Below are 23,634 nucleotides of genomic sequence, written 5' to 3'. Positions count from 1 at the left end.
CATGGGCTGGATGCGCGGTTCACAAGCGGATGAAGCGCGTCGTTTGCCTGCTCTCTACCGTTGGTTGACACAACGGTGGCATGCTTGGGCTGGTAACAGATCAAGCAACCAGGCGTCCCTGATGGCAGGGAAGAGAGGCAACGCCATGGAATTCACACCACAACTTGTTGCGCTGGACATCGACGGCACGCTCGTCGATGCGTTCGGCGTCATGCCGCCCGAGGTGCGCGCTGCGGTGCGCAGGGCCCTCGACGCGGGGGTCACCGTCGTTCTTTCCACGGGTCGGTCGTGGCTGGCCACGCAACCCATCGCCGATGAGATCGGGCTGCCGGAGGGCTGGCACGTGTCGGCCAACGGCGCGATGGTGGTCACCTATCCCGAGCTCGAGATCCGGCACGAGACGCGCTTCGACCCCACCGACGTCATCCGTCAGGTCAGCGAGATCGCACCCCATGCCCGCATCGCCGTCCAGGACGGGCTCCACTGGCGGGTGAGCCAGGAGTTCCCACCCGGGGAGTTGCTCGGCGACGTCGAGGTCGTCCCCGTGGAGGACCTGGCCAAGGAGGAGGTGTCCCGCGTCATCGTGCGGGACCCGGACACCACCGAAGAGGCGTTCAGCGAATTGGTGGGGCGGCTCGGGCTCCAGGAGGTGGCCTACTTCGTGGGCTGGTCCGCCTGGCTGGACATCGCCCCGAAGGGCATCGACAAGGCGTTCGGCCTGGCGATGGTGTGCCGGGAACTCGGCATCGAGCAGAAGGACGTGCTGGCCATCGGCGACGGCCGAAACGACATCGAGATGCTCGAATGGGCCGGGCGTGGCGTGGCCATGGGCGACGCCCCGGACGAGGTGCTGGCGGCCGCAGACGCGGTGACGGGCAGCTTCGCCGACCTCGGCGTCGTCGAGGAGCTCAACCTGTGGTTCCCCGCGCTGGAGACCGAAGGCGCCGCCTGACTTCGCCGGGGCAGAGAGAAAGGGCCACCCCTGGGGGAGAGGGTGGCCCTTTCGGCTTGTGGGGGGGTCTCAGGCGGCGGCGACCCGACGGGTACCGCGCTTGATGTCGTTGGCGACGGCCACGATCTGGGCCGGCGTGGGGGCCGTCCTCTGAACGGGGCGGGCGACGCCGCCCTCAGCCTCGATGCGGCGGAGGTGCCGCTTCACCGTGGAGACGGAGCAGCCCACCTTGGCCGCGATGACGCTCAGCGGCTGATCCGGGTTGGCGGCACGCATCCGGTGGATCTCGTAACGGTCGAACTGGCGCCCGGAGTTCACGCCCGCGAAGGTGTCGAAGTCTTCGGGGGTGACCGTGATGCCGAGCCGGGCGCGGATCTCCTGGCGCTGGCGACGCGTGGTGCCGGCCACGAAGCCGGAGACGTCGAACTTCGCGACGGCGTCTGTCAGGCACTGCGCCATGAGTGGGCAACCGGCACACATCTTCTCGGCCTGCGAACGGAGCATCTGCTGCTCACGGCGCTCGCCGCGTGACGTCGGAGACGTGCCGTCGTCGAGGAGCGGGTGCAGGAACACATTCGGGTATGCGACGCAGGCGGTCGTCGGTTCAGTCATGTCAGCCCTTCCGTAGATCCCCTTGTGGAGTGCTGGTTCAAGACTGTCGTGAAAACGCGGGCCGTGGGTGCTCACGGCATGGGGAGATCTACCCGACTTCTCTGGGTACCGGACCTAGGCTGCTTTGAGTATCTGGGCTCAGGGATGTGTATCGGCCGCATCCTCGAGGCTGGACGACGCGGGGGAGAGGCGCCGGGTGGGGCGGTGAAGGCCGAGTGAGTACTCACTAGGATGTGCCCGTGTCCACAGAGTCTGCCATCCGCCCCGGTCCACTTTGGCGCCGGGTGGCAGTGATGGGCCTGATCGTGGCGGATCTCGCCATCCTCTCCAAGGTCTGGTGGATGACGGGACGTGGCCTCGACCTCACCGACGAGGGCATGTACCTCAATTGGATGACCTCCCCGTGGGACTGGCCCTGGGCCAGCACGCAGTTCGCGTTCTTCTTCCATCCGCTGTGGAGTCTGGCGGGCCAGGACCTGGTGCTCATTCGACGGTGGACGGTGCTGCTGCTCCTGCTGGTGGGCGTGGGGTTCTTCGCCGCCGTGGTCCGGCGGGCCTTCGCGCTTTCCCGGGGGAGCAGTCTGGCGTGGGGAGCGCTGCTGACGCCGACGGTCCTGCTGGCTGTGGGATCGCAGTCGGTGTTCTTCACCCCCAGCTACAACCTGCTGGGCCTCATCGGTCTGCTCGTGTCCGGGGCGGCGCTCGCCGGCATCCCGCTGCCCGCCCCCACTCCGACCCGGCGTCCGGTGCCGGGGCTCTGGCCCTGGGCGGCACTGGGCGTCGGCGGTGTGGTCTGCTTCGCCTCGCGTCCCACGGCCGGGGCTCTCCTCCTGGTGCTGGTGCTCATCGCGCTCGTCGTGGCAGGCCGATGGACCTGGCGCGGGCTCGGCGTGGCGGCAGGCGTCGCCCTGACCTCGTTCCTGATCATGACGCTCCTGATCGACGGCAGCCCCGTCCGTTTCCTGGAGCGCGTCCTTGAAGGGCTGGAGCTGTACAGCATCCAGACCCAGCGCGGTGCCCTGGACGCCATGGTCAACACCTTTACCGAAGATCTCCGGTGGGAACGGGCGGACGTCCTCTGGGGTCTGCTGCTCGGGCTGCTGCTGGCGATCGCCATGGTGCTTCGCCGGGCCGGCCGGTACGCGCCCCACTGCCTGGCCGGGCTCACCGCGCTCCTGGGCGCGGCGACGGTCTGGGCCATGGCCGACGGGTCCACCCCCCTCACTGGCCGGGTCCTCCGCTCGGCAACGGTGGCCCTCCTCCTCTGGGCGGGCGGCACCGTCGCCTCCCTGGTGACTGCCCGAAGGCTTCGCCGCCCTGTGCTGGCCGCCGTCGGCGCACTTCTGCTGCTGCCCTACGTCTACGCCTTCGGTACGCACTACAGCACCGTGGCACTGGCCGGCTCCGCGGCCTTCTGCTGGCTGGCCAGCTCACTGGTCGCGCTGGGGGCGGCCAGGGAGAGCCGGGCCGCGCTCCCCGCCGTCGCAGGAGTTTGGCTGCTCGCGACGGCGTTGTGCCTGAATGCCGCATCGGGCGCCGCGCCCCGGCAGGAGCCGCTCGCCGCCCAGGACGTCGCCGTCGACCTGGCGGGTAAGGGACTGGTCGACCTTTCGCCGGACATGGCGCGGTACCTCGGCGCGGTGGCAGACGGCGTGGCCGCTGAAGGGTTCGTGGCCGGCACTCCGGTGCTCGACCTGACGGGCGAGTCTCCGGGTCTCGTCTACCATCTGCAGGCCCGGGCCACGGCGGACTCCTGGGTGATCGGCAGGTATCCCGGATCCCGTGACCGGCTCGCCCGGGAACTGACGCTCCATACCGATTGCGACCTCATCGGCGCTTCCTGGCTGCTCGTCAGCCCCGACGGGGCGCGTCGCATCGACCCCGAGGTGCTGGGTGAGGCCGGTCTCCAGTTCCCGGACGACTACCGCCTGGCCCTGAGAGAGACGGCTCCCGCCCGCTCAGGCGGCTACGACCTGGAGGTGTGGGCACCGGTGGACGGGGCTGCGCTCAGCGAGCGCTGCTCCGCTCTGCGATAGCGCGCAACTCCGCCGGCGGTGTGAAACCGTGGTCGCCCAGTTCGCGGATGAGTTCGATCAGCCGCAGGGTCGACGAGCGGCGCATGAAGGGTTCCGCACGCTCCGGCTCTGGGTGCTGCCGCGGTTGGTAGGTCGCCAGGAACTCCCTGATGGATTCGACGTCGTCGCGCACCCAGTAAACGCCCTCAACCCCGCGGAGCATCTCCCACATGGCCGTCCCCTCGCGCAGGTCACGGTGCAGGATGAGCACGTCGAGGCCGAGCGCCAGGTAGTCGAACATCTTGGTGGGGGTCTCGATGCCGGAGTCGCCGATGAAGGTGACGCCGCAGTCCGTGGTCGAGAGCAGGCGCAGGGCCTCCTCGCGTGACACCCGCGGGTGGCGCACGACGTGGGCGCCGAAGTCTTGCGTCACGGGAGCGCCGATCTGGTGGAACTCCGCATCGGTGCCGGCGATCGCCTCGAGCAGCTTGTCAGGTGGGGTGATCTTGTAGATCTGCCCCGCGTGCGAGAAACGCACGGGGGACCCGGGCTGGCGGTCGACGACAGGCGGAGCGGGCACGCGTTCGTCGAAGCCGTTGGGCACGATCTCGATGCGGGTCTGGGCGCTGCCCCGCACTGTGACGTCCTTGCAGCCCTGGTTCACCACGGTGACGATATCGGCGTCGAGGTTCCAGCCGGCCTCGAGGTACTCAGCGTCCTTCTTCGCCTCTGCGCCCCATGTGTGGCGGGGGTTGCCGACGAATGGATCCCGGTAGTCCAGGATCACCCGCGCGGTCCAGCGTCGCCGGGCGTAGGACGCGAAATCGAAGTAGGGGTAGGGATTGCCCGAGAGGATCACGACGTCGTACTCGTCGTCGCGCTTGTCGAAATAGCGCTCCAGCGCCCAGTTCCAGAAGCCCGCCACCTGCCTGCTGTACGGGTAGGGCCGGGCGACCCCGTCAGCGAGCAGCGTGGTGGCGGCCGGGCTGAGCGGCGAACCGTTGAACACGAGGTTGCCCGTCCAGAGATCGGGGACGCGGTGCACGTGCTCCGGCGCGTCAGGCCAGGGAGTGGCCACTGCATAGTCGATGGTGACCGCACCGTCGGAGAGCATCTCCATCTGCTCGAACCAGTAGTTGACGCGCTGCACTCCCACCGTGGGCGAGGGGCCACCGTAGTATGCCACCAGCAACACCCGGGTGACCCCCTCGAGCGCCTTCGTGTTCGGCACCGGGTGTTCCCTCGCCAGGTCGACCAGCGGGGTGGGTTCCAGATGCTGCACGGGAGCCGGCCAGGAGCGCGTGAAGGCCTCGGCGACGGCCGGGTCCGGAACGTAGAACCCCTTGGCAGCGGTCATGAGGGCGATGGCCTGTGGCGTGAGGACGGGCTGCCCGGTGAGCAGCACGCCGAAGGGCCAATCCCGGGATCCGGCCGCCCACAGCGCGAGTTCCGTGAGCCAGTCATTCGGCGCGACCACCGGCATGGGGCGCGGCACGTGCTGCGACAGCCAGTTGAGGACGTAGTTCCACACAGGGGTGGATTCCGCATCAAGTGAGCCGTTGGCGATGCTCATGGTGGGCTGCGGGATGCCGCACAGCACGGGGTTGCCCGTCAGGCGGATGACCTGCGGGTTGTCCGGGTGGCGCGACACGACCCGCCAGCCACGGGCCAGCGACTGCTCGGCCACCGTCGGGTCATCGGTGAAGACCACAGGGGAATAGAGCGTCATGTGAACGTCCTGATCAGGTCGAGTTCGCGGTTGATCGTCGCCTCGACCCCACACTGGCGCTCCACCCTCGCGGCCGCATTACGCGACAGTTCGGGCAGCACCTCCGGGTGCTCGACGAGGTACCAGATGGCCTCGGCGAAGGCCCGGGGGTCGTCCGGCCGGGGCAGCAGGCTGCAGGTGGCGTCGGTGTACTCGGGGATGGCCGCGACGGGGTTGGTGATCGTCACCATGCCGCTGGCCATCGCCTCGCCCAGCATCACGCCCTGGGTGTCGTAGCGCGACGGGCAGAGGAAGATGCCGTGGTCGTAGTGCAGCGCGGCCATCTCGGAGGGGCTGGAGTAGCGGTTCTCGACGGTGACGTTGGGAAGACCGTGCAGCGGGGCGACCTTGCGCTGGAACAGCCGGCCGAAGCCCCGTACCGTGAACTGCAGGTCGAAGAAGCCCGGCCTGGCCTTGAGCAGGCCGATCGCGTTGATGGCGATGTCGTTGCCGTAGTTGCGTTGCTCGAAGCTGCGCATCAGGAGGATGCGGTTGGCCTCGTGCGGCTGCCTCTCGCGGGCCCTGAAGTGAGCCGTGTCGATGTGGTTCGGGATGACGTGGGAGTTGACGGCCTCCGCGCCGACGTCCCACTGCGAGTTCTGTCGCTGCATCTCCGAGACGAACACGATCGCGGCATCCCCACAGGAGAACAGGCTGCGGGCCGCGTCGAACCGGACGCGGTTGAGTTCGTCCAGGGTGGCTCGCCGGAGCGCGAGTTCGGCGGTGGTGAAGTTGCCAGCCAGGCGCCGGTAGTCGCGCACCTCGTAGCCGTGGTACCAGACGATGAGGCGCAGGCCCGGGAGCCGTTCGGTGAGCATTCCCGACACGGTGGGCGACGGGGAGTGGGCGAGCACCGGCACGCCGCGACGCTGCAGCACGTCCAGCGCCGACGGGAGGTCGTCGGTGTGGGTGACGAAGATTTCGGTGGCGGAATCGCGCGCCCGCAGCACGCGGGAGCCCTTGCCCGAAGTGTCGATCACGGCACCCCTGAGGCCGGCCGCCACGTAGGCGTGCACCCGGGAGCGGATGAACTCTCCGCCGTGGCGCCAGGCACGCGGATACGTGGGGGCGACGACGACGAAGTCGAGGTCCTCGGCGAGCAGTTCCTCCCAGTGCGTGGGCTCAGCCATTCCCACGCCCGAGCGCCTTCTTGGCCAGGACTCGGATGGGGCGCTGCAACTGCTTCTTCAACCGCTCGATGTGGCGCTTCTGGGCTGCGATGACCTCAGCCGATTCCTTCTGAGAAGCCTCGGCCGCGGCGAGCTGGTCGCGCAGTGCGTCATGGGCGATGTCGCGCTCAACGAGTCGCTCAGCCATGACACGCGCGTCATCCCGGGCCGATTCGAGCTCGGCCACGAGCGTCGTCATCTCCGCGCGGACGACCTCGAGGTCTGCGGCAAGGGCTTTCCGCAGCCTCTCGTTGTCCTGGGCTGCCTGTTGAAAAGTCACGTCGTCCGGGTCCACGCTCGGCACCTTACCAGCGAGCCGTCCAGGGCAGAGATGGCGATCAGTGGGGTCAGTCGGTACCGGTGTCCATCGAGGAGCGCTCCACGGCCTCGTCGACATCCGAGGGCCCGGTGGCGCCCAACTCAGCGATGGCCGCTGCGCCGCCGCGCTCCAACTGCCCGATGAGCGCCGCGTGCCCGGCCAGCAGGGTGCCCTGCTGGGCGTACAGCTCGAGCTTCTCGCGGGAATCCGCGATGTCGAGGTTGCGCATGGTGAGCTGGCCGATGCGGTCCGTGGGGCCGAACGCGGCGTCCTCCACGCGCTCCATCGAGAGCTTGTGGGGCTGGTAGCTGAGGTGCGGGCCGCGGGTGTCGAGGATGGTGTAGTCGTCGCCGCGGCGCAGGCGCAGGTCCACCTCGCCGGTCACGGCGGAGGCGACCCAGCGCTGGATGGATTCGCGCAGCATCAGCGACTGCGGGTCCAGCCAACGGCCCTCGTACAGCAGGCGGCCGAGCTTGAGGCCCTGCGCCTGGTAGTTCGCGAGGGTGTCCTCGTTGTGGATGGCCGAGAGGAGGCGCTCGTAGGCGATCCAGAGGAGCGCCATGCCCGGCGCCTCGTAGATGCCGCGCGACTTGGCCTCGATGATGCGGTTCTCGATCTGGTCGCTCATGCCGAGTCCGTGGCGACCGCCGATGGCGTTGGCCTCCATGACCAGCGAGACCGAGTCGTCGAAGCGGACGCCGTTGATGGCGACGGGGCGACCGAGCTCAAAGCGGACCGTCACGTCCTCGGTGTCGATGCCCACCGACGGGTCCCAGTACTTCACGCCCATGATGGGCTCAACGGTTTCGAGTGAGACGTTGAGGTCCTCCAAGGTCTTGGCCTCATGCGTGGCGCCCCAGATGTTGGCGTCGGTGGAGTAGGCCTTCTCCTTGGGGTCGCGGTACGGGAGGTCGCGTTCCGTGAGCCAGGCGCTCATCTCCGCGCGGCCGCCCAACTGCCGCACGAACTCTTCGTCGAGCCACGGCTTGTAGATGCGCAGTTGCGGGTTGGCCATGAGGCCGTAGCGGTAGAACCGCTCGATGTCGTTGCCCTTGTAGGTGGAGCCGTCGCCCCAGATGAAGACGTTGTCCTCAGCCATGGCGCGCACCAGGAGCGTGCCGGTGACGGCGCGCCCGATCGGCGTGGTGTTGAAGTACGCCTTGCCGGCCGAGCGGATGTGGAACGCGCCGCACGCCAGGGCGGACAGGCCCTCCTCGACGAGCTGCGGCTTGCAGTCGATCAGCCGTGAGATCTCGGCGCCGTACTCCACCGCGCGCCCGGGAACGGAGTCGATGTCCGGCTCGTCGTACTGGCCGATGTCTGCGGTGTAGGTGCAGGGCACGGCGCCCGCCTCGCGCATCCACGCGACGGCGACGGAGGTGTCGAGGCCACCGGAGAACGCGATACCGACGCGCTCGCCGACGGGCAGGGAGGTGAGTACTTTAGTCACGGCGCCACTGTAGCCGCAGGGATCGCGCTCTCTATACGCTGTCCGACCTTGCGGGCATGCCGGATTCCCGTCGCGGAATCTGCCACCATGCGCACCACTGATGACCGCTGTGCGCCGAAGCGGTGTGCGCCGCGGCAGAAGGTAGGATGCTCGCCTAGTACTGTCGGCAGGCTGGAGGCCAGGCATGCAGCGACCCCATGCTGTGATCGCGCTACCCAACAACATCGAGATCGACGCACGCGCGCAGCGCAATGCGTTGGCGCTGGTTGCTGCGGGTTATCGCGTCACCATGGTCGGCTTCGGCACCGGCATCCCCAACGAGGGGGTGATTGCGGGCATCCCGTACATCCTCTGCCAGGCCCGGCCGAAGAGCGGTGGGCCGGCGCCCGCCGCGGGACCAAAGCCGCCGTCGATCCTCTATCGCATCGTCCGCAAGGCGTTCCACCTCGTGCTGCACCGCCGTCCTCCGCAGAAGGTGGCCAAGGCCATCGCCCGCGTCGAGGAGACAGCCGGAGCCGTGGTCAAGCAGGCCAACAAGCGCGTGCTGCGTCCGGCGCAGGGGCTGGTCAACAAGACGGCCCAGAAGGTCACTGCGCCCAAGCCCGACCCCGACGCGCCGTTCGACTGGCGCTCCGCGCTACCGCACGTGCCGGTGATGACGGACGCCCTGCGCGACGTGATCGCCGGGCTGGAGCCTGACCTCATCGTGACCGACGTCCACCTGCTGCCCATGGGCGCCGAGGTGGCGGACATCCAGCGTGCCAAGGGCAGGCAGATGGGGCTCCTCTACGACGCCCGCGAGTACGTCTACGGCCTGGCCAGCGACGACCAGAACGTCACCTTGGGCTTCCCCGCGCTCGAGACCGAGGCGATGCCCAAGGTGGACGCCACGGTCACCGTCTGCCAGCCCATCGCGGACTTCCTGGCCAAGCAGTACTCCCTGAGCGAGGTGCCCCCGCTGGTGCCCAACGCGCCTATCGGAAACCTGCCGGAGACCGGCCGCACGCTCACCATCCGCGACTTCCTCAAGATCGACGACGAGGCGCCGCTGCTCGTCTACGCGGGCGGGCTCAGCTACCACCGCGGTGTCCACGACGCCGTCGTGGCGCTGAAGGACCTGCCAGGCGTGCACCTGGCGATCGGCGCCCGACGCGAAAGCTCCTACACCGACGAGCTCGAAGCGATCGCCACCACCCACGGCGTGCGCGACCGGGTGCACTTCGTGCCCTTCGCCCCCACCCACGAGGTGGCCGAATACCTGGCCTCCGCCACGGCCGCCGTCATGCCGTTCCTGCCCGTGGGCAACCACAACTGGGCAGCGCCGAACAAGTACTTCGAATCCGTCCAGGCACGCCTGCCCATCCTGACCTCGAACATGGACTGGCTCTCTGAACGTGTCACCACGCTGGGGATCGGCGAGGTGTTCCTGCACTCCAACCCGCCCTCGCTGGCCGAGGCGGCGAAGAAGCTGCTCGGGAACCTGGGCCAGTACCGGGCCAAGCTCACCGATGAACTCGTGGCGGAACACACGTTCGAGCACTTCGAGCACGTGATCGTCGACGTGGCCAAGCAGATCACGGACCCGAAGCTCCTGCCGGGCCTCGAGCCCACCAAGCTGCACGACAACCTGGCGGCCATCCGCAGCGACATGCTCCGGCAGCGTGCCACCCTCGCTGATTCGAAGCTGTTCGAGCCCAGGCCGTGGATCCGGATCGGCTGTGCCAACACCGGCGGCCTGCCCCAGCTCTGGGCCAAGGCGCTCATGCGTGAGTACCCGCAGGCCATCGCTGAGTCGGTGTGGCGGCACCGCGAGCAGTCGCTGACGTTCCCCGTCGACGAGACGGTCACCTACGGCCAGTGGGTCTCGCCCGCCTGGCAGAAGCAGCTCCAGGCCAAGCTCGAGGACCGCGTCACCCACGTCCTCACGGAATCGGGCCGCTCGGTCATCGGCGCCAAGTTCGGTGCGCACTTCTACGACGAGGTGGGGTGGTTCGCGCGCAAGGGCATCCGCCAAGGCCTCGTCTTCCACGGCTCCGACATCCGCAACCCGCGCATCCACGCCTCCCTCGAGCCGGATTCGCCGTTCAGGGACCCTACCGAGGAACTGACGGCCATCCTGCAGCGTCAGGTGGAGGACCTCACGCCGCACGTGCTGAGCTTCGACGGCCCCGTCTTCGTCACCACCAACGACCTCCTCGACTACCTGCCGCAGGCCACCTGGCTGCCCGTCGTCGTCGACACCGACGAATGGCGGACCTCCATGTCGCCCCTGGCCCACGGCGGTCTCCCCATCGTGTTCCACGTGCCTTCACGCCGCTCCATCAAGGGCTCTGAGGACGTCGACGCGGTGTGCCGCGAACTCGAAGCCGAAGGCCTCATCGTCTACCGGGGCCTCAATGAACTGAGCCGCGACGAGATGCGCGAGCAGATGCTCACCGCCGACATCGTCATCGACCAGATCCGGCTCGGCGACTACGGCATCACCGCCGTCGAGGCCATGTCCGGGAGCCGGGTGGTCATCGGCCACGTGGCAGACCGCGTGCGGCAGCGCATCCAGGACGACGTCCCCATCGTCGAAGCCACGTCGCAGACGCTCCGCAGCGTGCTGCTCGACGTTGCGGCGGACCCGGCCAGGGCCGCGGTGCTCGGCAGCCGGGGCCGCGAGTACGCCAAGCGGTGGCACGACGGGCGGCACAGCGCCCACGTGCTCGCAGAGTTCATGGGACTGGGCGAGCCGGCCCGTTGATGAAGATCCTCATGCTGGTGGCCACCTCGGTGGCCACGGACACCCGGGTGCTGCGGGAAGCCCGCACCCTCGTCGACGCCGGGCACACCGTGCACATCATCGGGCGCTCCGTCCCCGACGACTTCGTGCCGGGGCCGGGCATCACGGTGTCGTCGGTGGGCACGTCGTCGGTGTTCCGCGGGGAGGGCCAGCCGTCGCTGGCGGGGAAGAAACTGCCTCCCCATCTGCGCTTCGCCCGGTGGCTGCTGCTGCCTGAGCACCGCCGTTCATCCTTCGGCCGGTGGGCTGCAGGTGCGGTCAAGGATGCACAGCAGCGCGACTTCGACGTGGTGCACGCCCACGACTTCACGGCACTCGCCGCCGGCGACCAACTCGCCCGCGAACGAAAGGTGCCCCTGGTCTACGACTCGCACGAACTGTGGACGGGCCTCCCGCGCGAGTTCCGGCCCACCCCCCTGGCCGACGCCCGCGAGAAGCGCGTCGAGGGCGAGTGTGGCTCCCGCGCCTCCGCCATCATCACCGTCGGCGACGGTGTCGCCGATGCGCTGCAGGGTGTCCACGGCTGGCAGGACGTCACGGTGGTGCGCAACACCTTCCCGTTGCGCGACGGCCACCCCGCCGTCCCGGAGACGCCGACAGGCCTCGTGTACGCGGGCCGGATCGCCGCCTACCGCGAACTCGAGACCATCGCGGCGGCCAGCAAGCTCGTGGATCTGCCCATCACCATGTGCGGCCCGGCGGATCAGACCTGGCTCACGTCGTTCGATCCTGGCCGGGTCACCGTCCTGGGTGCACTACCGCTCGACGAGGCTTCTGCCCTGATGTCGGCCGCCGGCCTGTCCCTGGTGACCCACTCCGACAAGTGGGTCAACCATCGCCTCGCCCTGCCCAACAAGCTGTTCCACGCCGTCAGCCTCGGGTTGCCGGTGGTGGCCACCGACATCGGTGAACTGGCCAAGGTGGTGCGCGAGCACGACCTGGGCACCCTCTACACACCAGGCGACCCCGACGACCTCGCGCGCGCAATCAGGGAGGCCGTTGCTGATTTCCGGCGCTACGTGTGTAATGTCGAGGCGGCACGTCCCGCCTTGTGTTGGGATGCCGACGCCGCCCGCCTGCGGGCCGTCTACGAGAAGCTGGCATCCGCGCACGCGGATCACCGGGGAGAAGGTTAAGTGGCCAACACTGCTGAGACGTCCACGCGGCGCGTCTATACACCGCACAAAGCGGGCATCCCCAACCTCCGGGCGTACTTCACGGAATTGTGGCACCGCCTCGATTTCGCGAAGGAGATGAGTGACACCAACATCCGCGCCGGGAACACCAACACGTTCCTCGGCCAGGCCTGGCTGGTGCTCAACCCGCTCCTGCTCGCGGCTGTCTACTTCCTCCTGGTGATGATCATCGGGGGCGGCAGCCAGCTCGACGCCAACGGCGTCCCGCGGGCCGACTTCCCGCAGATCGCGGGCGGCCTCTTCCTCTTCTTCCTCATCTCGGGGATCGTGCAGGCCTGCGCCACTTCGGTGACCAACGCCGGCTCGCTCATCCTCAACATGAACTTCCCGAAGCAGTTGCTGATCTTCGCCAACACCTACCTGGCTCTGCGCCGGTTCGTGCCGACGATGATCGTCTACGCCGTGATCCACGTCGTCTTCGGCAAACCCATCGCCTGGACCCTGCTGTGGGTCCCGCTTGTGGTGTTGCTCGCCGCGCTCATCGGCATGGGGCTCGGCTCTATCGTGGCAACCTGGCACGTCTACTTCCGCGACACCGCGAACTTCCTGCCGTACATCATCCGCATCTGGTTGTACGCCTCGCCGGTGCTGTACACGGGCGAGCAGTTCCTCACCAACCCCATCGGTAAGCGCACGGGCGAGTGGATCCTGTTCAACCCGGTGTTCGGCATCCTCGGCATCTGGGGCGACGCCCTGCACGGCCAGAACCCACCGTGGTACTACGTGGCCACGGCCGTCGCCTGGGCGCTGGCGCTCAGCATCGGCGGCATCCTGTACTTCATCTCTAGGGAGCGTGATTTCGCTGTCCGCCTCTGACGAATCCCAGTACCTGGAGCGCCAGCCCGGAGCACCCGAGCCGGAGGTCCACTCCTCCGTCGCGCCCCCCACGTCCGACGAGGGCGCCGCCATCGTCATCGACGACCTGCACATCACCTACAAGGTGTTCATGGAGCGCAAGAACACGCTCAAGAACGCCATGGTCAAGCGCCTGCGCGGCCAGCAGGTCAACTACCGGGAGGTCCGCGCCCTCCGCGGCGTCACGTTCAACGTGCCGAAGGGCCAGTGCACCGGCGTCATCGGCGCCAACGGCGCCGGCAAGTCGACCCTCATGCGCGCCGTGGCGGGCATCCTGCCGCCGTCGCAGGGCCGCATCGAGATCGACGGCAAGGTCTCCACGCTGCTTGCGCTGGGCGTCGGCTTCAACTCGGCCCTCACCGGCCGCGAGAACGTCGTCCTGGGCGGGCTGGCCGCCGGCCTGACGCGCCAACAGGTCACGGAGCGCTTCGACGAGATCGCGGACTTCGCGGATCTGGGCGACTTCATCGACATGCCGATGCGCACCTACTCCTCGGGCATGTTCTCCCGGCTGGCATTCTCCGTCGCCGTGCACATGGACCCGGACATCCTGATCATCGACGAGGCGCTCTCGGCCGGCGACGCGAAGTTCAAGGACCGCGCCAACCAGAAGATGGCCGAGCTCATGGACCACGCCGGCACGATGCTGCTGGTGTCGCACGCGCTGGGCACCATCCAGGAACTCTCCGACGAGGTGGTCTGGCTGCACAAGGGCAAGCTCATCCGCCGGGGCGACCCGAAGGAAGTGTGCCAGGCCTATCTGGACTTCCTGAAGGTCGGCGACGACTCCATCGTCATGGAGGACTTCTGACCCCCACCGTGGCGATCGTCACGACGGGGCACGACGTCGCCGACGCCCGCCTGCACCGCACCGTGGCAGCACTGCAACGCGCCGGCTGCCGGGTGCGCGTGCGCGGACTGTCCTCCACCGGGGCAGGTGCCCGACCGGCGGGGAAGGTGCAGCGCGGCCTCCGCGCACTGCTGTGGCCCTGGCAGGCCCGCTGCGACGTGCTGATCACCATCGACCCCGACACCGCGCTCTCAGCCTGGGTGTCGTCGCGGGTGCTGCGCCGTGCCTGGGTGGCCGACGTCCACGAGGACTACCGGGAGCTGCTGCGCGACAGGGCGTGGGTGCCCAAGCCGCTGCTCGCCGTGCTGCGCGGCGCTGTGTCCCTCCTCAACCGGATCATCACCCGCGCGGATCTGGTGTTGGTCGCCGACGACCACGTGCCGCCGCGCCACGCTCCCCGTCGTTTCGTGATGCGCAACGTCCCGGACGTGACGCTGCTGCCCCCGATGCCGGCGGTTCCCGGTGACAGCACCCTGGGCTACCGCAGAGCTGTCTACATCGGCGACAACCGCACCACCCGGGGCCTCCGCGACATGGTCGAGGCGGTCGCGGCCACTGTCGACGACCCGACGCCCTGGCACCTCGACCTCGTCGGCCCCGTCGCCGCGGCGGACCGCGCCTGGCTCGACGAGCGGCTCACCCGCCGGGATGCGCGCACCGTCACCTGGCACGACCGGCAACCCCCCGCGGAATCCTGGCGCATCGCCGCCGGCGCCGACGTCGGTCTGTGCCTCCTCGCCGACACCCCGGCCTTCCGCGACGCCATGCCGTCGAAGGTGTACGAGTACCTCGCCATGGGCATGCCCACGGTCGCCACGCCGCTGCCCCGCGTGCGGGAACTGGTGGAGGGGACCGGCGCCGGAGTGATCGTCGACGGCGTGCCCGCCGCCGTCGCGGCCCTCCGCAGGTTCGCCGCCGAGGCCGACCACCGGGCGGCGCTCGTCGCGAACGCCCGCGCCGCGGGCGAGGAACTCCGCCAGCGGCCCAGCCCGTACGATGAGGCGGCGGTCCGCATCGGCAAGCTCGCGGGCATACTGACGCCATGACCCGGCCACGTTTCCCCAGCTTCGTCTACGACACCGGCCAGGAGCCGGACGCGCGGTTCACGCTGGCCAACGAACGCACCTTCCTCGCCTGGATCCGCACCTCCCTCGCCCTTCTGGCGGCTGGCATCGCGCTGGAGGTGCTGGGGCCGGGTATCCACAGCGGCTTCCGCATGGCGGCCTCCATCGTGCTGCTCGTCGCCGGCACGGCCGGCGCACCGATGGCCTGGTGGAGCTGGGCGCGCTACGAGAAGGCCCTCCGCAGTGCGCAGCCGTTGCCGACGGCGTTCTTCGCCCTGCCTGTGGCCATCATCGTCGCGCTGGTGGGTGTCCTGATCCTGGCCGGCCTCCTCCTGGCATGAGCGTCTACGACCCCGGTCTCCAGCCGGAACGCACCGGCTTGGCGTGGCAGCGGACGTCCCTGGCCCTCGGCCTCGGCGCCCTGGTCTACGCCCGCATCGCGGCCCAGACGGTGGGCGTATGGGCGTGGCTGTTGGGCGGGGCCGGCATCCTCACCGCACTGGCGCTCGGGGCGGCCTCGCGTCGGCGGTACCGGTACACCCACCGGTCGCTCACCTCCGGCGTGGTGAAGCTGCCCGACGGGGTCCTGCCGGCCGCGCTGGCCCTCGCCGTCGCCACTGGGGGTCTCATCGTGCTCGCGTTGACCCTCGTCGGCCCGGCGGCCCGCTAGTGGCGCGCCGGGGCCGCGGCCCACTGGGCGCGGCCCGATGTCCGGCCCGGACGCGCATTCTGTATGCTCGCTTGCAGCGATATTCGAAGGGACCCAAGCATGGTTCGCATTGTTGATTCGGCGGACGTCTCACCCGACGCCACCATCGGAGAAGGCTCCTCCATCTGGCACCTGGCCCAGGTGCGTGAGAAGGCCGTCCTCGGTGAGAACTGCATCGTCGGACGCGGCGCCTACGTCGGCACCGGCGTGCAGATGGGTGACAACTGCAAGCTTCAGAACTACGCCCTGGTCTACGAGCCGGCCGTGCTGGAGGACGGGGTCTTCGTCGGTCCCGCGGTCGTGTTCACCAACGACTACTACCCGCGCGCCATCGACCCCGAAGGCAAGCTCAAGCGCGGCGACGACTGGGAGCCGGTGGGCGTGACCTGCAGGCAGGGCTCCTCCATCGGGGCGCGCGCGGTGTGCGTCGCGCCCGTCACCATCGGCCGCTGGGCCATGGTTGCGGCCGGTGCCGTCGTCGTGAAGGACGTACCGGATTTCGCGCTCGTGGCCGGTGTCCCGGCCCGGCGTATCCGCTGGGTGGGCCGCGCCGGCGTGCCGCTCGAGCAGGGTGACACCGAAGGCCTGTGGGTGTGCCCCCAGACCGGCGACAAATATCAAGAACAAGACGACAACACTCTCGTGGAGGTTTCTCAGTGAACGACTTCATCCCACCGGCCAAGCCGATCATCGGCGATGAGGAGCGCGAGGCGGTCGACCGCGTGCTGCGCTCGGGCATGCTCGCCCAGGGCCCTGAGGTCAAGGCCTTCGAGGAGGAGTTCTCGGCCCACTTCGGTCTGGGCCGTGCCTGTGTGGCGGTCAACTCCGGCACGTCGGGTCTGCACCTGGGCCTGCTGAGCTCCGGCATCGGCCCCGGCGACGAGGTCATCGTCCCGTCGTTCACCTTCGCCGCGACGGCCAACTCGGTCGCGCTGACCGGCGCCACTCCGGTGTTCGCCGACATCGCGCTGGATGATTTCACGCTGGACCCCGCGTCGGTGGAGGCCTCCATCACGGAGCGCACCAAGGCGATCATGCCGGTGCACCTCTACGGTCACCCCGCGAAGATGGTCGAACTGCAGGCCATCGCCGACAAGCACGGCCTGATGCTGTTCGAGGATGCCGCGCAGGCGCACGGCGCCTCGCTCAACGGCACGCCGGTGGGTGCGTTCGGCACGTTCGGCATGTTCTCGCTGTACCCCACCAAGAACATGACCTCCGGTGAGGGTGGCATGGTTTCGGCGGCCAACGACGAGATTGAGCGCAACCTGCGTCTCTACCGCAACCAGGGCATGCTGCAGCAGTACCACAACGAGGTTGTGGGCCTGAACAACCGCATGACCGACATCCACGCCGCCATCGGCCGCGTCCAGCTGACGAAGGTCGGCGCCTGGACTGAGCAGCGGCAGAGCAACGCCGCGTTCCTGTCGTCGAACCTGGAGGGTGTTGTCGTGCCGCCGGTGCTCGAGGGTGCGGTGCACGTGTACCACCAGTACACCGTGCGGGTGGCCGAGGGCCGCGACGAGCTGGCGAAGGCGCTGAAAGACGAGTACAACGTGGGCTCGGGCATGTTCTACCCCGTGCCGAACCACCGCCTCAAGCCGTTCCAGGCCGACGTCGAGCTTCCCAACACCGAGCAGGCCGCCGTGGAGTGCCTCTCGCTGCCCGTGCACCCGTCGCTGTCGCAGGAAGACCTCGAGCGCATCGTCACCGCCGTCAACACGCTCGCCAAGGCCGGTGCATGACAGTGGCGAACCTTCGAGCGGGCCTGATCGGCCTGGGCTCCATGGGCCGTCACCACGCCCGCAACCTGCGCTCCATCGACGGTGTCGACCTGGTGGCAGTGGCGGATCCGGCGGGGGACCCGTTCTCCGTCGCCGGTGACCTGGAGGTGCTGCCCGGCATCGACGCGCTGATCGAGCAGAAGCTCGACTACGTCGTGGTGGCCACCCCCACCCGGTACCACGAGGAGATCGGCCTGGCGCTGGCGGAGGCCGGCGTGCATGCGCTGGTGGAGAAGCCGCTGGCGGCAGACACCGGTGCCGCGAAGCGTCTCGCTGAGGCGTTCGCTGCCAAGGGCCTGATCGGCGCCACGGGTCACATCGAGCGGTACAACCCGGCACTGCAGGAGCTGCGCAAGCGGCTCGAGCGCGGCGACCTGGGCGACCTGTACCAGATCTGCACCCGCCGTCAGGGCCCGTTCCCGGCCCGGATCGCCGATGTCGGCGTCGTCAAGGACCTGGCGTCCCACGACATCGACCTCACCGCCTGGGTGACCCAGCGCAAGTACGAACTGGTCGCCGCCCGCACCATGAGCAAGACCGGCCGCGAATACGAAGACATGGTTTCGGCCACCTGCCAGCTCGAGGGTGGGCTCATGTCGAACCACCTGGTCAACTGGCTGACGCCCACCAAGGAGCGCCTGACGATCGTCACCGGCGAGAAGGGCATGTTCGTTGCGGACACTCTGACCGCCGACCTGACGTTCTACGCCAACGGCAACGTCCAGACCACCTGGGCCGACATCGCGCAGTTCCGCGGTGTCTCCGAAGGCGACGTCACCCGCTACGCCATCGCGAAGCCGGAGCCGCTGCGCACCGAGCACGAGCAGTTCCGCGACGCCGTGCTGGGCAAGGAGGCGGACATCGTGACGATGGAGCAGGGCGCCCGCGTCGTCGAGGTGTGCGAGGCCATGATCGAATCGGGCAAGACCGGCCAGTTCATCTCCGTTTCCTGAACTAATCTGAACACCGGCGCCAGAGGCGCTGCACCGAGGGCGACTCCCGCTGTGAGAACAGTGGGGGTCGCCCTCGTGCTGTGCCCGCCGCTGGGGTACAGCCTCGCGTCAGCCCTCTTCGGGTACCAGGGTGACGTTGTCAGGCAGGTCGTAGTAGACGTGCAGGGTGCGCAGGTAACCCGAGACGAACGCGCGCGGGTAGGTGAGATCGGGCCGGGGGAGCTTGTACGGGATGCGAACCTCCGTCGGCCCGCTGGCGTCCCGGGCGGCTTCGATGGGCGCGACGATGCGGTTGGCCACGAAGCGTTCGTTCTGGCCGAGCCCCCGACGCGTCGCGTCGAACCAGACGGCGGACGGCACGAGGAGCGCCGCGGCGGTCAGCACGGCCAGGTACTTACTCCTCTGTCGGGTCACGACGATGGCGGCCAGACAGGACAACACGGTCAGGGCCAGCAGGCACAACGGCACGAGATGGACCCTGGTGTTGGCGACCCCGGAGGCGAAGACGAAGATGCAGGACCCGGCGAACGCCGCCCACGCCAAGACCGCCGGGGTGCCCAGCAGGGAAGTGCCGGCGAGCAGCGCCAACCCCACCAGCGCGACGGTGGCGATCATGAGGACGAACAGGAGCACGACCAGCCAGGTGTAGCGTTCCGGGAACTCGGCGGTCGCGAGGGAGGGGACGCGGACCCGGTACGCAGCGGCGACCGCGAAGAAGGCGCCTGCGGCGTACGCTGCCGAGGAGAGCCACACCGTGGCACGGCGGCCCGTCGAGGGGTGCACCGCTGCCACAGCCAGCAACGCCACCAGGGCGAACCACAGAGGCCAGGACCGGCTGAGCAGCATGGACGACGACACCGCCGATCCGTGCAGGATCTGCTCCGCCAACGGGGAATCCTGAACCACCTGTCCTGTGCGGTTCCACAGTCCTGGCGAACTCATGTGCACCGCGAAGGAGATCATCGCCGCGCCGACGAGGACCCACAGTTTGGCGCTCAGCCGGAAGCCGGCAACGAGCACGACACCCACCGCCAGGATCATGCCCGCCCCGGACGACACCTCCTGCATGGCGTCCGTGAGCGCCACGAGCAGAGCGGCGGCCAAGACGAACGGCCACCCCATCCTGCCGCCCCGCAGCAGATGGGCGTAGACAGCGATACACACGGCCAACATCCCCAACGGGGCCACGTAGTTCACGCCGCCGGCCGCCCAGAAGATCCCGTCGCCGAAGATGCCCGGCACGAGCCAGCACACACCAGAGATCGTGCCCAGGCCGGCGGCGTAGATCCAGGCTCTCGGGGCGCCGGGGGGCCGGCCGCGGGAGGCCGCCCAGCCGAGCGCGAGACCGGTGCCGGTCAGCATGGCGGGCGCGAACAGCGGGAAGAACCAGATGCCGGGCCTCAGCAGGAGCCTGAGCACCGCGTCGGACACCCGTCCGTTGCGCCGCCCCCAGTCGTCGACGAGCGAATCCCACCAGTACTGGGCGGTGAACTGGCCATACGGCCGGCCCGGTTCGGCGAGGAAGGCGTAATCGTCGCCCGCGAGGAACCAACTCCGGAAGAGCCACCACCACGCCAGGTAACTCAGCACGGCGAGACCGGCAATGGTCCACGTCGCCGGCTCGAACCTGCCTCGACGCACCAGCGTCGGTTCCGTTGCCATGGCGGGCCCCCTTCGTCGCTACTGCTGAAGGCTAACCCGGACAGGGACCGCGGCACTGCCGGTTCATGCCCTACACCGCGCAAAAGAGGGGCGAAGGCACCCGTCCGGGGAAACAACAGATATGGTGTCGCGAGCGGATCCGGCGTGCGCCGGCCGAAAAGGAGCGGGCCGGTCGATGGCGGGGATCTTCATGTCGGGTGGATGCGTCATCCGCGACACCTTCGAACAACTGCAGCACGAGCACGAGCTGACCGGTTACGTGGCACGTCAGTCTCTCATCAGTGCCGCCTCGCCGCCGGCCGAACTCCCGGCGGGCTTCGAACCAGCGGGCTTCGAAGATCGGCAGATGGCGGGCGACCTGACCTCTTCCCTCTTCGGCCGGATCGAAGAGGTGCATGAGCAGACCGACCTCCTGGTGATGGACCTCCTGGTGGAGCGCCTCGGTGTGATCGAGTTGCCTGGCGGCACCTATGCCACCCGCACGCCCTACCTCAACAGGAGCGGGCTGCTCGGCGAACTGTTCGATACGGCGCCCCGGCTCAAGCTCGGCACCAGGGAACACTTCGAGCTGTGGAAGCCGGCTGCGCGGCACCTCTTGGAGAAGCTGAGTTCGCTGGGCATGTTGGAGCGCACACTGCTGGTGGAGACCCCGTTCGCGACGACCACGATCACCGGAACCCCAGTCAAGCCCTACGCGGGTTGGAGCCCCGAGATCGTGCTGGCCAAGTACTCGATCTACTACGCCTTCCTCCGCGACGGCGGGATGCCGAGCGCCCGGATCCCGGACGAACTCGTGATCTCCGACGACGAGCACAAGTGGGGCGCGTCGCCGTTCCACTATGCAAAGGAGACCCACGACTGGCTGCGCGACACCATTCTTGAGGCCCTTCCCGCGCCGACTCTCGATGACGGGCCAGTGACGGCTGCTGCATAGCCGCCGTTGTTGACGCTGTAGGCTGTGGGCTGTGTTCGGCGAGGGCCGGAATGCTGAATGGTGAGGAGAATCTCAGGTGAAGATCACCGTCGTTGCGCTGGGGAAGATTGGTCTGCCGCTCGCGGTGCAGTTCGCTGACGCGGGCCACGAGGTCATCGGTGCGGACGTGCAGCAGGGCGTCGTGGACCTGGTCAACCAGGCGACCGAGCCGTTCCCGGGTGAGGCGCACCTGCAGGAGAAGCTCTCCGAGCTGGTGCCCGCCGGCCGGCTGCGCGCCACCACCGACACCAGCGCGGCCGTGGCGGAGTCTGACGCCGTCGTCGTGGTGGTCCCGCTGTTCGTCAACGCCGAAGGCATCCCGGATTTCGAGTGGATGGACAACGCCACGCGCTCCATCGCCGCCGGCCTGAAGCCCGGCACGCTCGTCAGCTACGAGACCACCCTTCCCGTGGGCACCACCCGCAACCGTTGGAAGCCCATGCTGGAGGAGGGGTCCGGCCTCAAGGAAGGCCTCGACTTCCACCTGGTGTTCTCCCCGGAGCGGGTGCTCACCGGCCGGGTGTTTGAAGACCTGCGCAAGTACCCCAAGCTGATCGGTGGCCTCTCCGAGGAGGGCGCCCGGCTCGCCAAGGAGTTCTACGAGGCGGTGCTGAGCTTCGACGAGCGCCCGGACCTGCCGCGCGGCAACGGCGTGTGGGACCTGGGTTCCGCCGAGGCCGCAGAGATGGCCAAGCTGGCGGAGACCACCTACCGCGACGTGAACATCGGCCTGGCGAACGAGTTCGCCAAGTTCGCCGGTAAGAGCGGCATCGACGTCTACCAGGTCATCGAGGCCTCCAACTCGCAGCCCTACTCCCACATCCACCGTCCCGGTATCGCCGTGGGCGGGCACTGCATCCCGATCTACCCGCGCCTGTACCTGTGGACGGATCCCGACGCCACCGTCGTGGAGACCGCCCGCAAGGCCAACGCAGCGATGCCCGCGTACGCCGTCTCGATGCTGGCCGATGTGGCCGGTGACCTGAGCGGCAAGCGCGTCGCCGTGCTGGGCGCCTCGTACCGCGGCGGCGTGAAGGAGACGGCGTTCTCCGGGGTGTTCCCGGTGGTCGCCGAGCTCCGCGAGCGCGGCGCCGAGGTGGGCGTCCACGACCCGATGTACACCGACGAGGAGTTGGCGAAGTACGGCTTCGCGCCCTACCACCTGGGCGAAGAGGCGGACTACGCGGTCGTTCAGACGGACCACATCGAGTACCGCACCCTCACCAAGGAAGACCTGCCTGGCGTGAGCGCCATCGTCGACGGGCGACGCAGCCTCGACCCGGTGGACTTCCCCGGCGTCGACATCCGGGTCATCGGCCTCGGCTGATCCCACACCAACGACATCACCCGGCCTGATCCAGGCCGGGTGATCGTTTTTTGGGCGTGGGGCTCCCAACCGTGAGGCGGGCTGGCCTCAGCCGGCGAAGTTGAGGAGCGCCTCGATGACCCGCTCGGAGGCGTGGCCGTCGCCGTAGGGCTGGCCCAGGTCCGTGGTGGGGGCGGGCCGGACGATCACGTCGGAGAGCTGGGTCAGTTCGGGGTCGAGGATGTTCCACCCGCTGTCGATGGTCTCGGTCCACTCGGTCTCCGTGCGGATCGTGGTGGTGGGCGTGCCGAGGAGGAAGGCCTCCTTCTGCAGGCCACCCGAATCCGTGACCACACCTGCGGCGGCCATGACGGCGCGCACCATCTGCGGGTAGGCCAGCGGCTCGACGGCGAACAGCGAGCCGTTCGACAGCGCCAGGCCGTGCTTCTTGGCCAGCGCCACGAGGCGCGGGTGGGCCAGCAACACGACGGGCACCGGGGCGGCCTTCAGCGCACTGAGGATGGCGCGGAGGCGCTCGGGGTCGTCGGTGTTGTCGGCGCGGTGGATGGTGGCCAGCGCGAACGGCTGCTCCGGGTCCACGCCCTGGGGCAGTTGCGGGGCGTCGTTGGCGACTGCGTCCCGGGTGGCCAGGCACACGTCGGTCATCACGTCGCCGACGAGCAGCGCCCGGTTGGCCAGGCCCTCCTTGGCGAGGTTGTCCATGCCCACCTGCGTCGGCACGAGCAGCAGATCAGAGAGGTGGTCCGTGATGATGCGGTTGTGTTCCTCCGGCATGCGCCGGTTGAAGGACCGCAGGCCCGATTCGAGGTGCGCGAGCTTGACGTGCATCTTGACTGCCGCCATCGCGGCGGCGGCGGTGGAGTTGGTGTCGCCGTAGGCCAACACCCAGTCTGGCTGGTACTCCTCCAGCACGCCGTCCATCTGGGAGAGCATCGCGCCGGTCTGGCGGCCGTGGGTGCCGGAGCCCACGCCCAGGTGCGCGTCGGGGGCGGGGATGCCGAGATCCCGGAAGAACACATCTGACAGCAGCGGGTCGTAGTGCTGCCCGGTGTGCACGATGATGTGTTCCACGTCGTCATGCTGCTGGGCGGCCCGCACGATGGGGCCGAGCTTGACGAACTGGGGACGGGCACCGACGACGCTCATGAACTTCACGCGCTCCAGTCTGGCACAGCGCCGTGCGGTCCCGGC

Annotated in this window: 21 protein-coding genes; 14 read left to right on the top strand and 7 right to left on the bottom strand. The window is 68.7% G+C overall.

The features are described from left to right. The first annotated feature begins 121 nt into the window (after window positions 1-121). On the top strand, window positions 122-952 hold the full coding sequence (locus tag H5393_RS12735) for an HAD family hydrolase (protein WP_255436518.1): 831 nt from the start codon (window positions 122-124) through the stop codon (window positions 950-952). Window positions 953-1,021: 69 nt separating this feature from the next. Here the strand turns inward: H5393_RS12735 and H5393_RS12730 are convergent, their stop codons facing one another. Next, window positions 1,022-1,564: a WhiB family transcriptional regulator gene (locus H5393_RS12730; RefSeq protein ID WP_076062507.1), complete on the bottom strand. Its 543-nt coding sequence runs from the start codon at window positions 1,562-1,564 to the stop codon at window positions 1,022-1,024. Between the two features lie 239 nt (window positions 1,565-1,803). Here H5393_RS12730 and H5393_RS12725 point away from each other — a divergent pair, with 239 nt between their 5' ends. After that, window positions 1,804-3,600, top strand: a complete 1,797-nt coding sequence (locus tag H5393_RS12725; protein WP_182766973.1) for a hypothetical protein — start codon at window positions 1,804-1,806, stop codon at window positions 3,598-3,600. On the opposite strand, the gene H5393_RS12720 is transcribed toward H5393_RS12725, so the two are convergent. Genes H5393_RS12720 through argG form a run of 4 tightly spaced genes read right to left on the bottom strand, consistent with a single transcriptional unit; the run spans window position 3,572 to window position 8,285 of the window. Beyond that, entirely contained in the window at window positions 3,572-5,308 is a 1,737-nt protein-coding gene (locus tag H5393_RS12720) for a hypothetical protein (RefSeq protein WP_182766972.1), read from the bottom strand. The genes H5393_RS12725 and H5393_RS12720 overlap by 29 nt on opposite strands. Continuing rightward, entirely contained in the window at window positions 5,305-6,477 is a 1,173-nt protein-coding gene (locus tag H5393_RS12715) for a glycosyltransferase family 4 protein (protein ID WP_182766971.1), read from the bottom strand. The genes H5393_RS12720 and H5393_RS12715 overlap by 4 nt, the downstream gene beginning before the upstream one ends. Continuing rightward, complete coding sequence (locus H5393_RS12710; RefSeq protein WP_182766970.1) at window positions 6,470-6,811, bottom strand: hypothetical protein; 342 nt, start codon at window positions 6,809-6,811, stop codon at window positions 6,470-6,472. The genes H5393_RS12715 and H5393_RS12710 overlap by 8 nt, the downstream gene beginning before the upstream one ends. A gap of 52 nt (window positions 6,812-6,863) precedes the next feature. Continuing rightward, window positions 6,864-8,285, bottom strand: a complete 1,422-nt coding sequence (argG, locus tag H5393_RS12705; protein ID WP_182766969.1) for an argininosuccinate synthase — start codon at window positions 8,283-8,285, stop codon at window positions 6,864-6,866. Window positions 8,286-8,469: 184 nt separating this feature from the next. Between argG and H5393_RS12700 the strand changes: the two genes are divergently transcribed. The 10 genes from H5393_RS12700 to H5393_RS12655 all read left to right on the top strand — a co-directional run bounded on the left by H5393_RS12700 (window position 8,470) and on the right by H5393_RS12655 (window position 18,481). Next, the gene (locus H5393_RS12700; protein ID WP_182766968.1) at window positions 8,470-11,031 is read left to right on the top strand and encodes a glycosyltransferase; all 2,562 of its coding nucleotides are present in this window, start codon (window positions 8,470-8,472) and stop codon (window positions 11,029-11,031) included. Then, window positions 11,031-12,206, top strand: coding sequence for a glycosyltransferase (locus H5393_RS12695; RefSeq protein WP_182766967.1), 1,176 nt, complete (start codon window positions 11,031-11,033; stop codon window positions 12,204-12,206). Before H5393_RS12700 ends, H5393_RS12695 begins: the two co-directional genes overlap by 1 nt. Beyond that, a complete protein-coding gene (locus H5393_RS12690; protein WP_370585989.1) occupies window positions 12,207-13,082 on the top strand; it encodes an ABC transporter permease in 876 nt (291 codons plus the stop codon). Further along, window positions 13,060-13,932: an ABC transporter ATP-binding protein gene (locus tag H5393_RS12685; RefSeq protein WP_370585988.1), complete on the top strand. Its 873-nt coding sequence runs from the start codon at window positions 13,060-13,062 to the stop codon at window positions 13,930-13,932. Before H5393_RS12690 ends, H5393_RS12685 begins: the two co-directional genes overlap by 23 nt. Window positions 13,933-13,940: 8 nt before the next feature. Next, window positions 13,941-15,017, top strand: a complete 1,077-nt coding sequence (locus H5393_RS14935) for a glycosyltransferase (protein ID WP_220488411.1) — start codon at window positions 13,941-13,943, stop codon at window positions 15,015-15,017. Then, window positions 15,014-15,376, top strand: a complete 363-nt coding sequence (locus tag H5393_RS12675; protein WP_182766966.1) for a YidH family protein — start codon at window positions 15,014-15,016, stop codon at window positions 15,374-15,376. The genes H5393_RS14935 and H5393_RS12675 overlap by 4 nt, the downstream gene beginning before the upstream one ends. After that, entirely contained in the window at window positions 15,373-15,705 is a 333-nt protein-coding gene (locus H5393_RS12670) for a DUF202 domain-containing protein (protein ID WP_182762872.1), read from the top strand. The genes H5393_RS12675 and H5393_RS12670 overlap by 4 nt, the downstream gene beginning before the upstream one ends. 99 nt (window positions 15,706-15,804) lie before the next feature. Next, entirely contained in the window at window positions 15,805-16,404 is a 600-nt protein-coding gene (locus tag H5393_RS12665; RefSeq protein WP_182762870.1) for an N-acetyltransferase, read from the top strand. Then, a complete protein-coding gene (locus tag H5393_RS12660; RefSeq protein ID WP_076062543.1) occupies window positions 16,401-17,489 on the top strand; it encodes a DegT/DnrJ/EryC1/StrS aminotransferase family protein in 1,089 nt (362 codons plus the stop codon). The genes H5393_RS12665 and H5393_RS12660 overlap by 4 nt, the downstream gene beginning before the upstream one ends. Window positions 17,490-17,491: 2 nt before the next feature. After that, window positions 17,492-18,481 carry a Gfo/Idh/MocA family protein gene (locus tag H5393_RS12655; RefSeq protein ID WP_182767022.1) on the top strand — a complete coding sequence of 330 codons (990 nt, stop codon included), beginning with the start codon at window positions 17,492-17,494 and terminating at the stop codon, window positions 18,479-18,481. A 108-nt stretch (window positions 18,482-18,589) separates the two neighbouring features. Here the strand turns inward: H5393_RS12655 and H5393_RS12650 are convergent, their stop codons facing one another. Further along, window positions 18,590-20,143 carry a DUF6056 family protein gene (locus tag H5393_RS12650; RefSeq protein WP_182766965.1) on the bottom strand — a complete coding sequence of 518 codons (1,554 nt, stop codon included), beginning with the start codon at window positions 20,141-20,143 and terminating at the stop codon, window positions 18,590-18,592. Between the two features lie 175 nt (window positions 20,144-20,318). On the opposite strand from H5393_RS12650, the gene H5393_RS12645 reads away from it, so the two are divergent. Both H5393_RS12645 and H5393_RS12640 read left to right on the top strand, forming a co-directional pair. Next, on the top strand, window positions 20,319-21,077 hold the full coding sequence (locus tag H5393_RS12645) for a DUF6270 domain-containing protein (protein ID WP_182766964.1): 759 nt from the start codon (window positions 20,319-20,321) through the stop codon (window positions 21,075-21,077). Window positions 21,078-21,153: 76 nt separating this feature from the next. Further along, window positions 21,154-22,443, top strand: a complete 1,290-nt coding sequence (locus tag H5393_RS12640; protein ID WP_182766963.1) for a nucleotide sugar dehydrogenase — start codon at window positions 21,154-21,156, stop codon at window positions 22,441-22,443. 87 nt (window positions 22,444-22,530) lie between these two features. Here H5393_RS12640 and wecB read toward each other — a convergent pair whose 3' ends face one another. After that, window positions 22,531-23,598 (bottom strand): non-hydrolyzing UDP-N-acetylglucosamine 2-epimerase, encoded by a 1,068-nt coding sequence (gene wecB, locus H5393_RS12635; protein ID WP_076062551.1) that lies wholly within the window; start codon window positions 23,596-23,598, stop codon window positions 22,531-22,533. Window positions 23,599-23,634 lie beyond the last annotated feature (36 nt).

The sequence above is a fragment of the Tessaracoccus sp. MC1756 genome (assembly GCF_014164735.1).
Classification (GTDB): Bacteria; Actinomycetota; Actinomycetes; order Propionibacteriales; family Propionibacteriaceae; genus Arachnia.
Note: the sequence above shows the minus strand (reverse complement) of the source record. Positions and strands in the feature narration are given on the sequence as shown.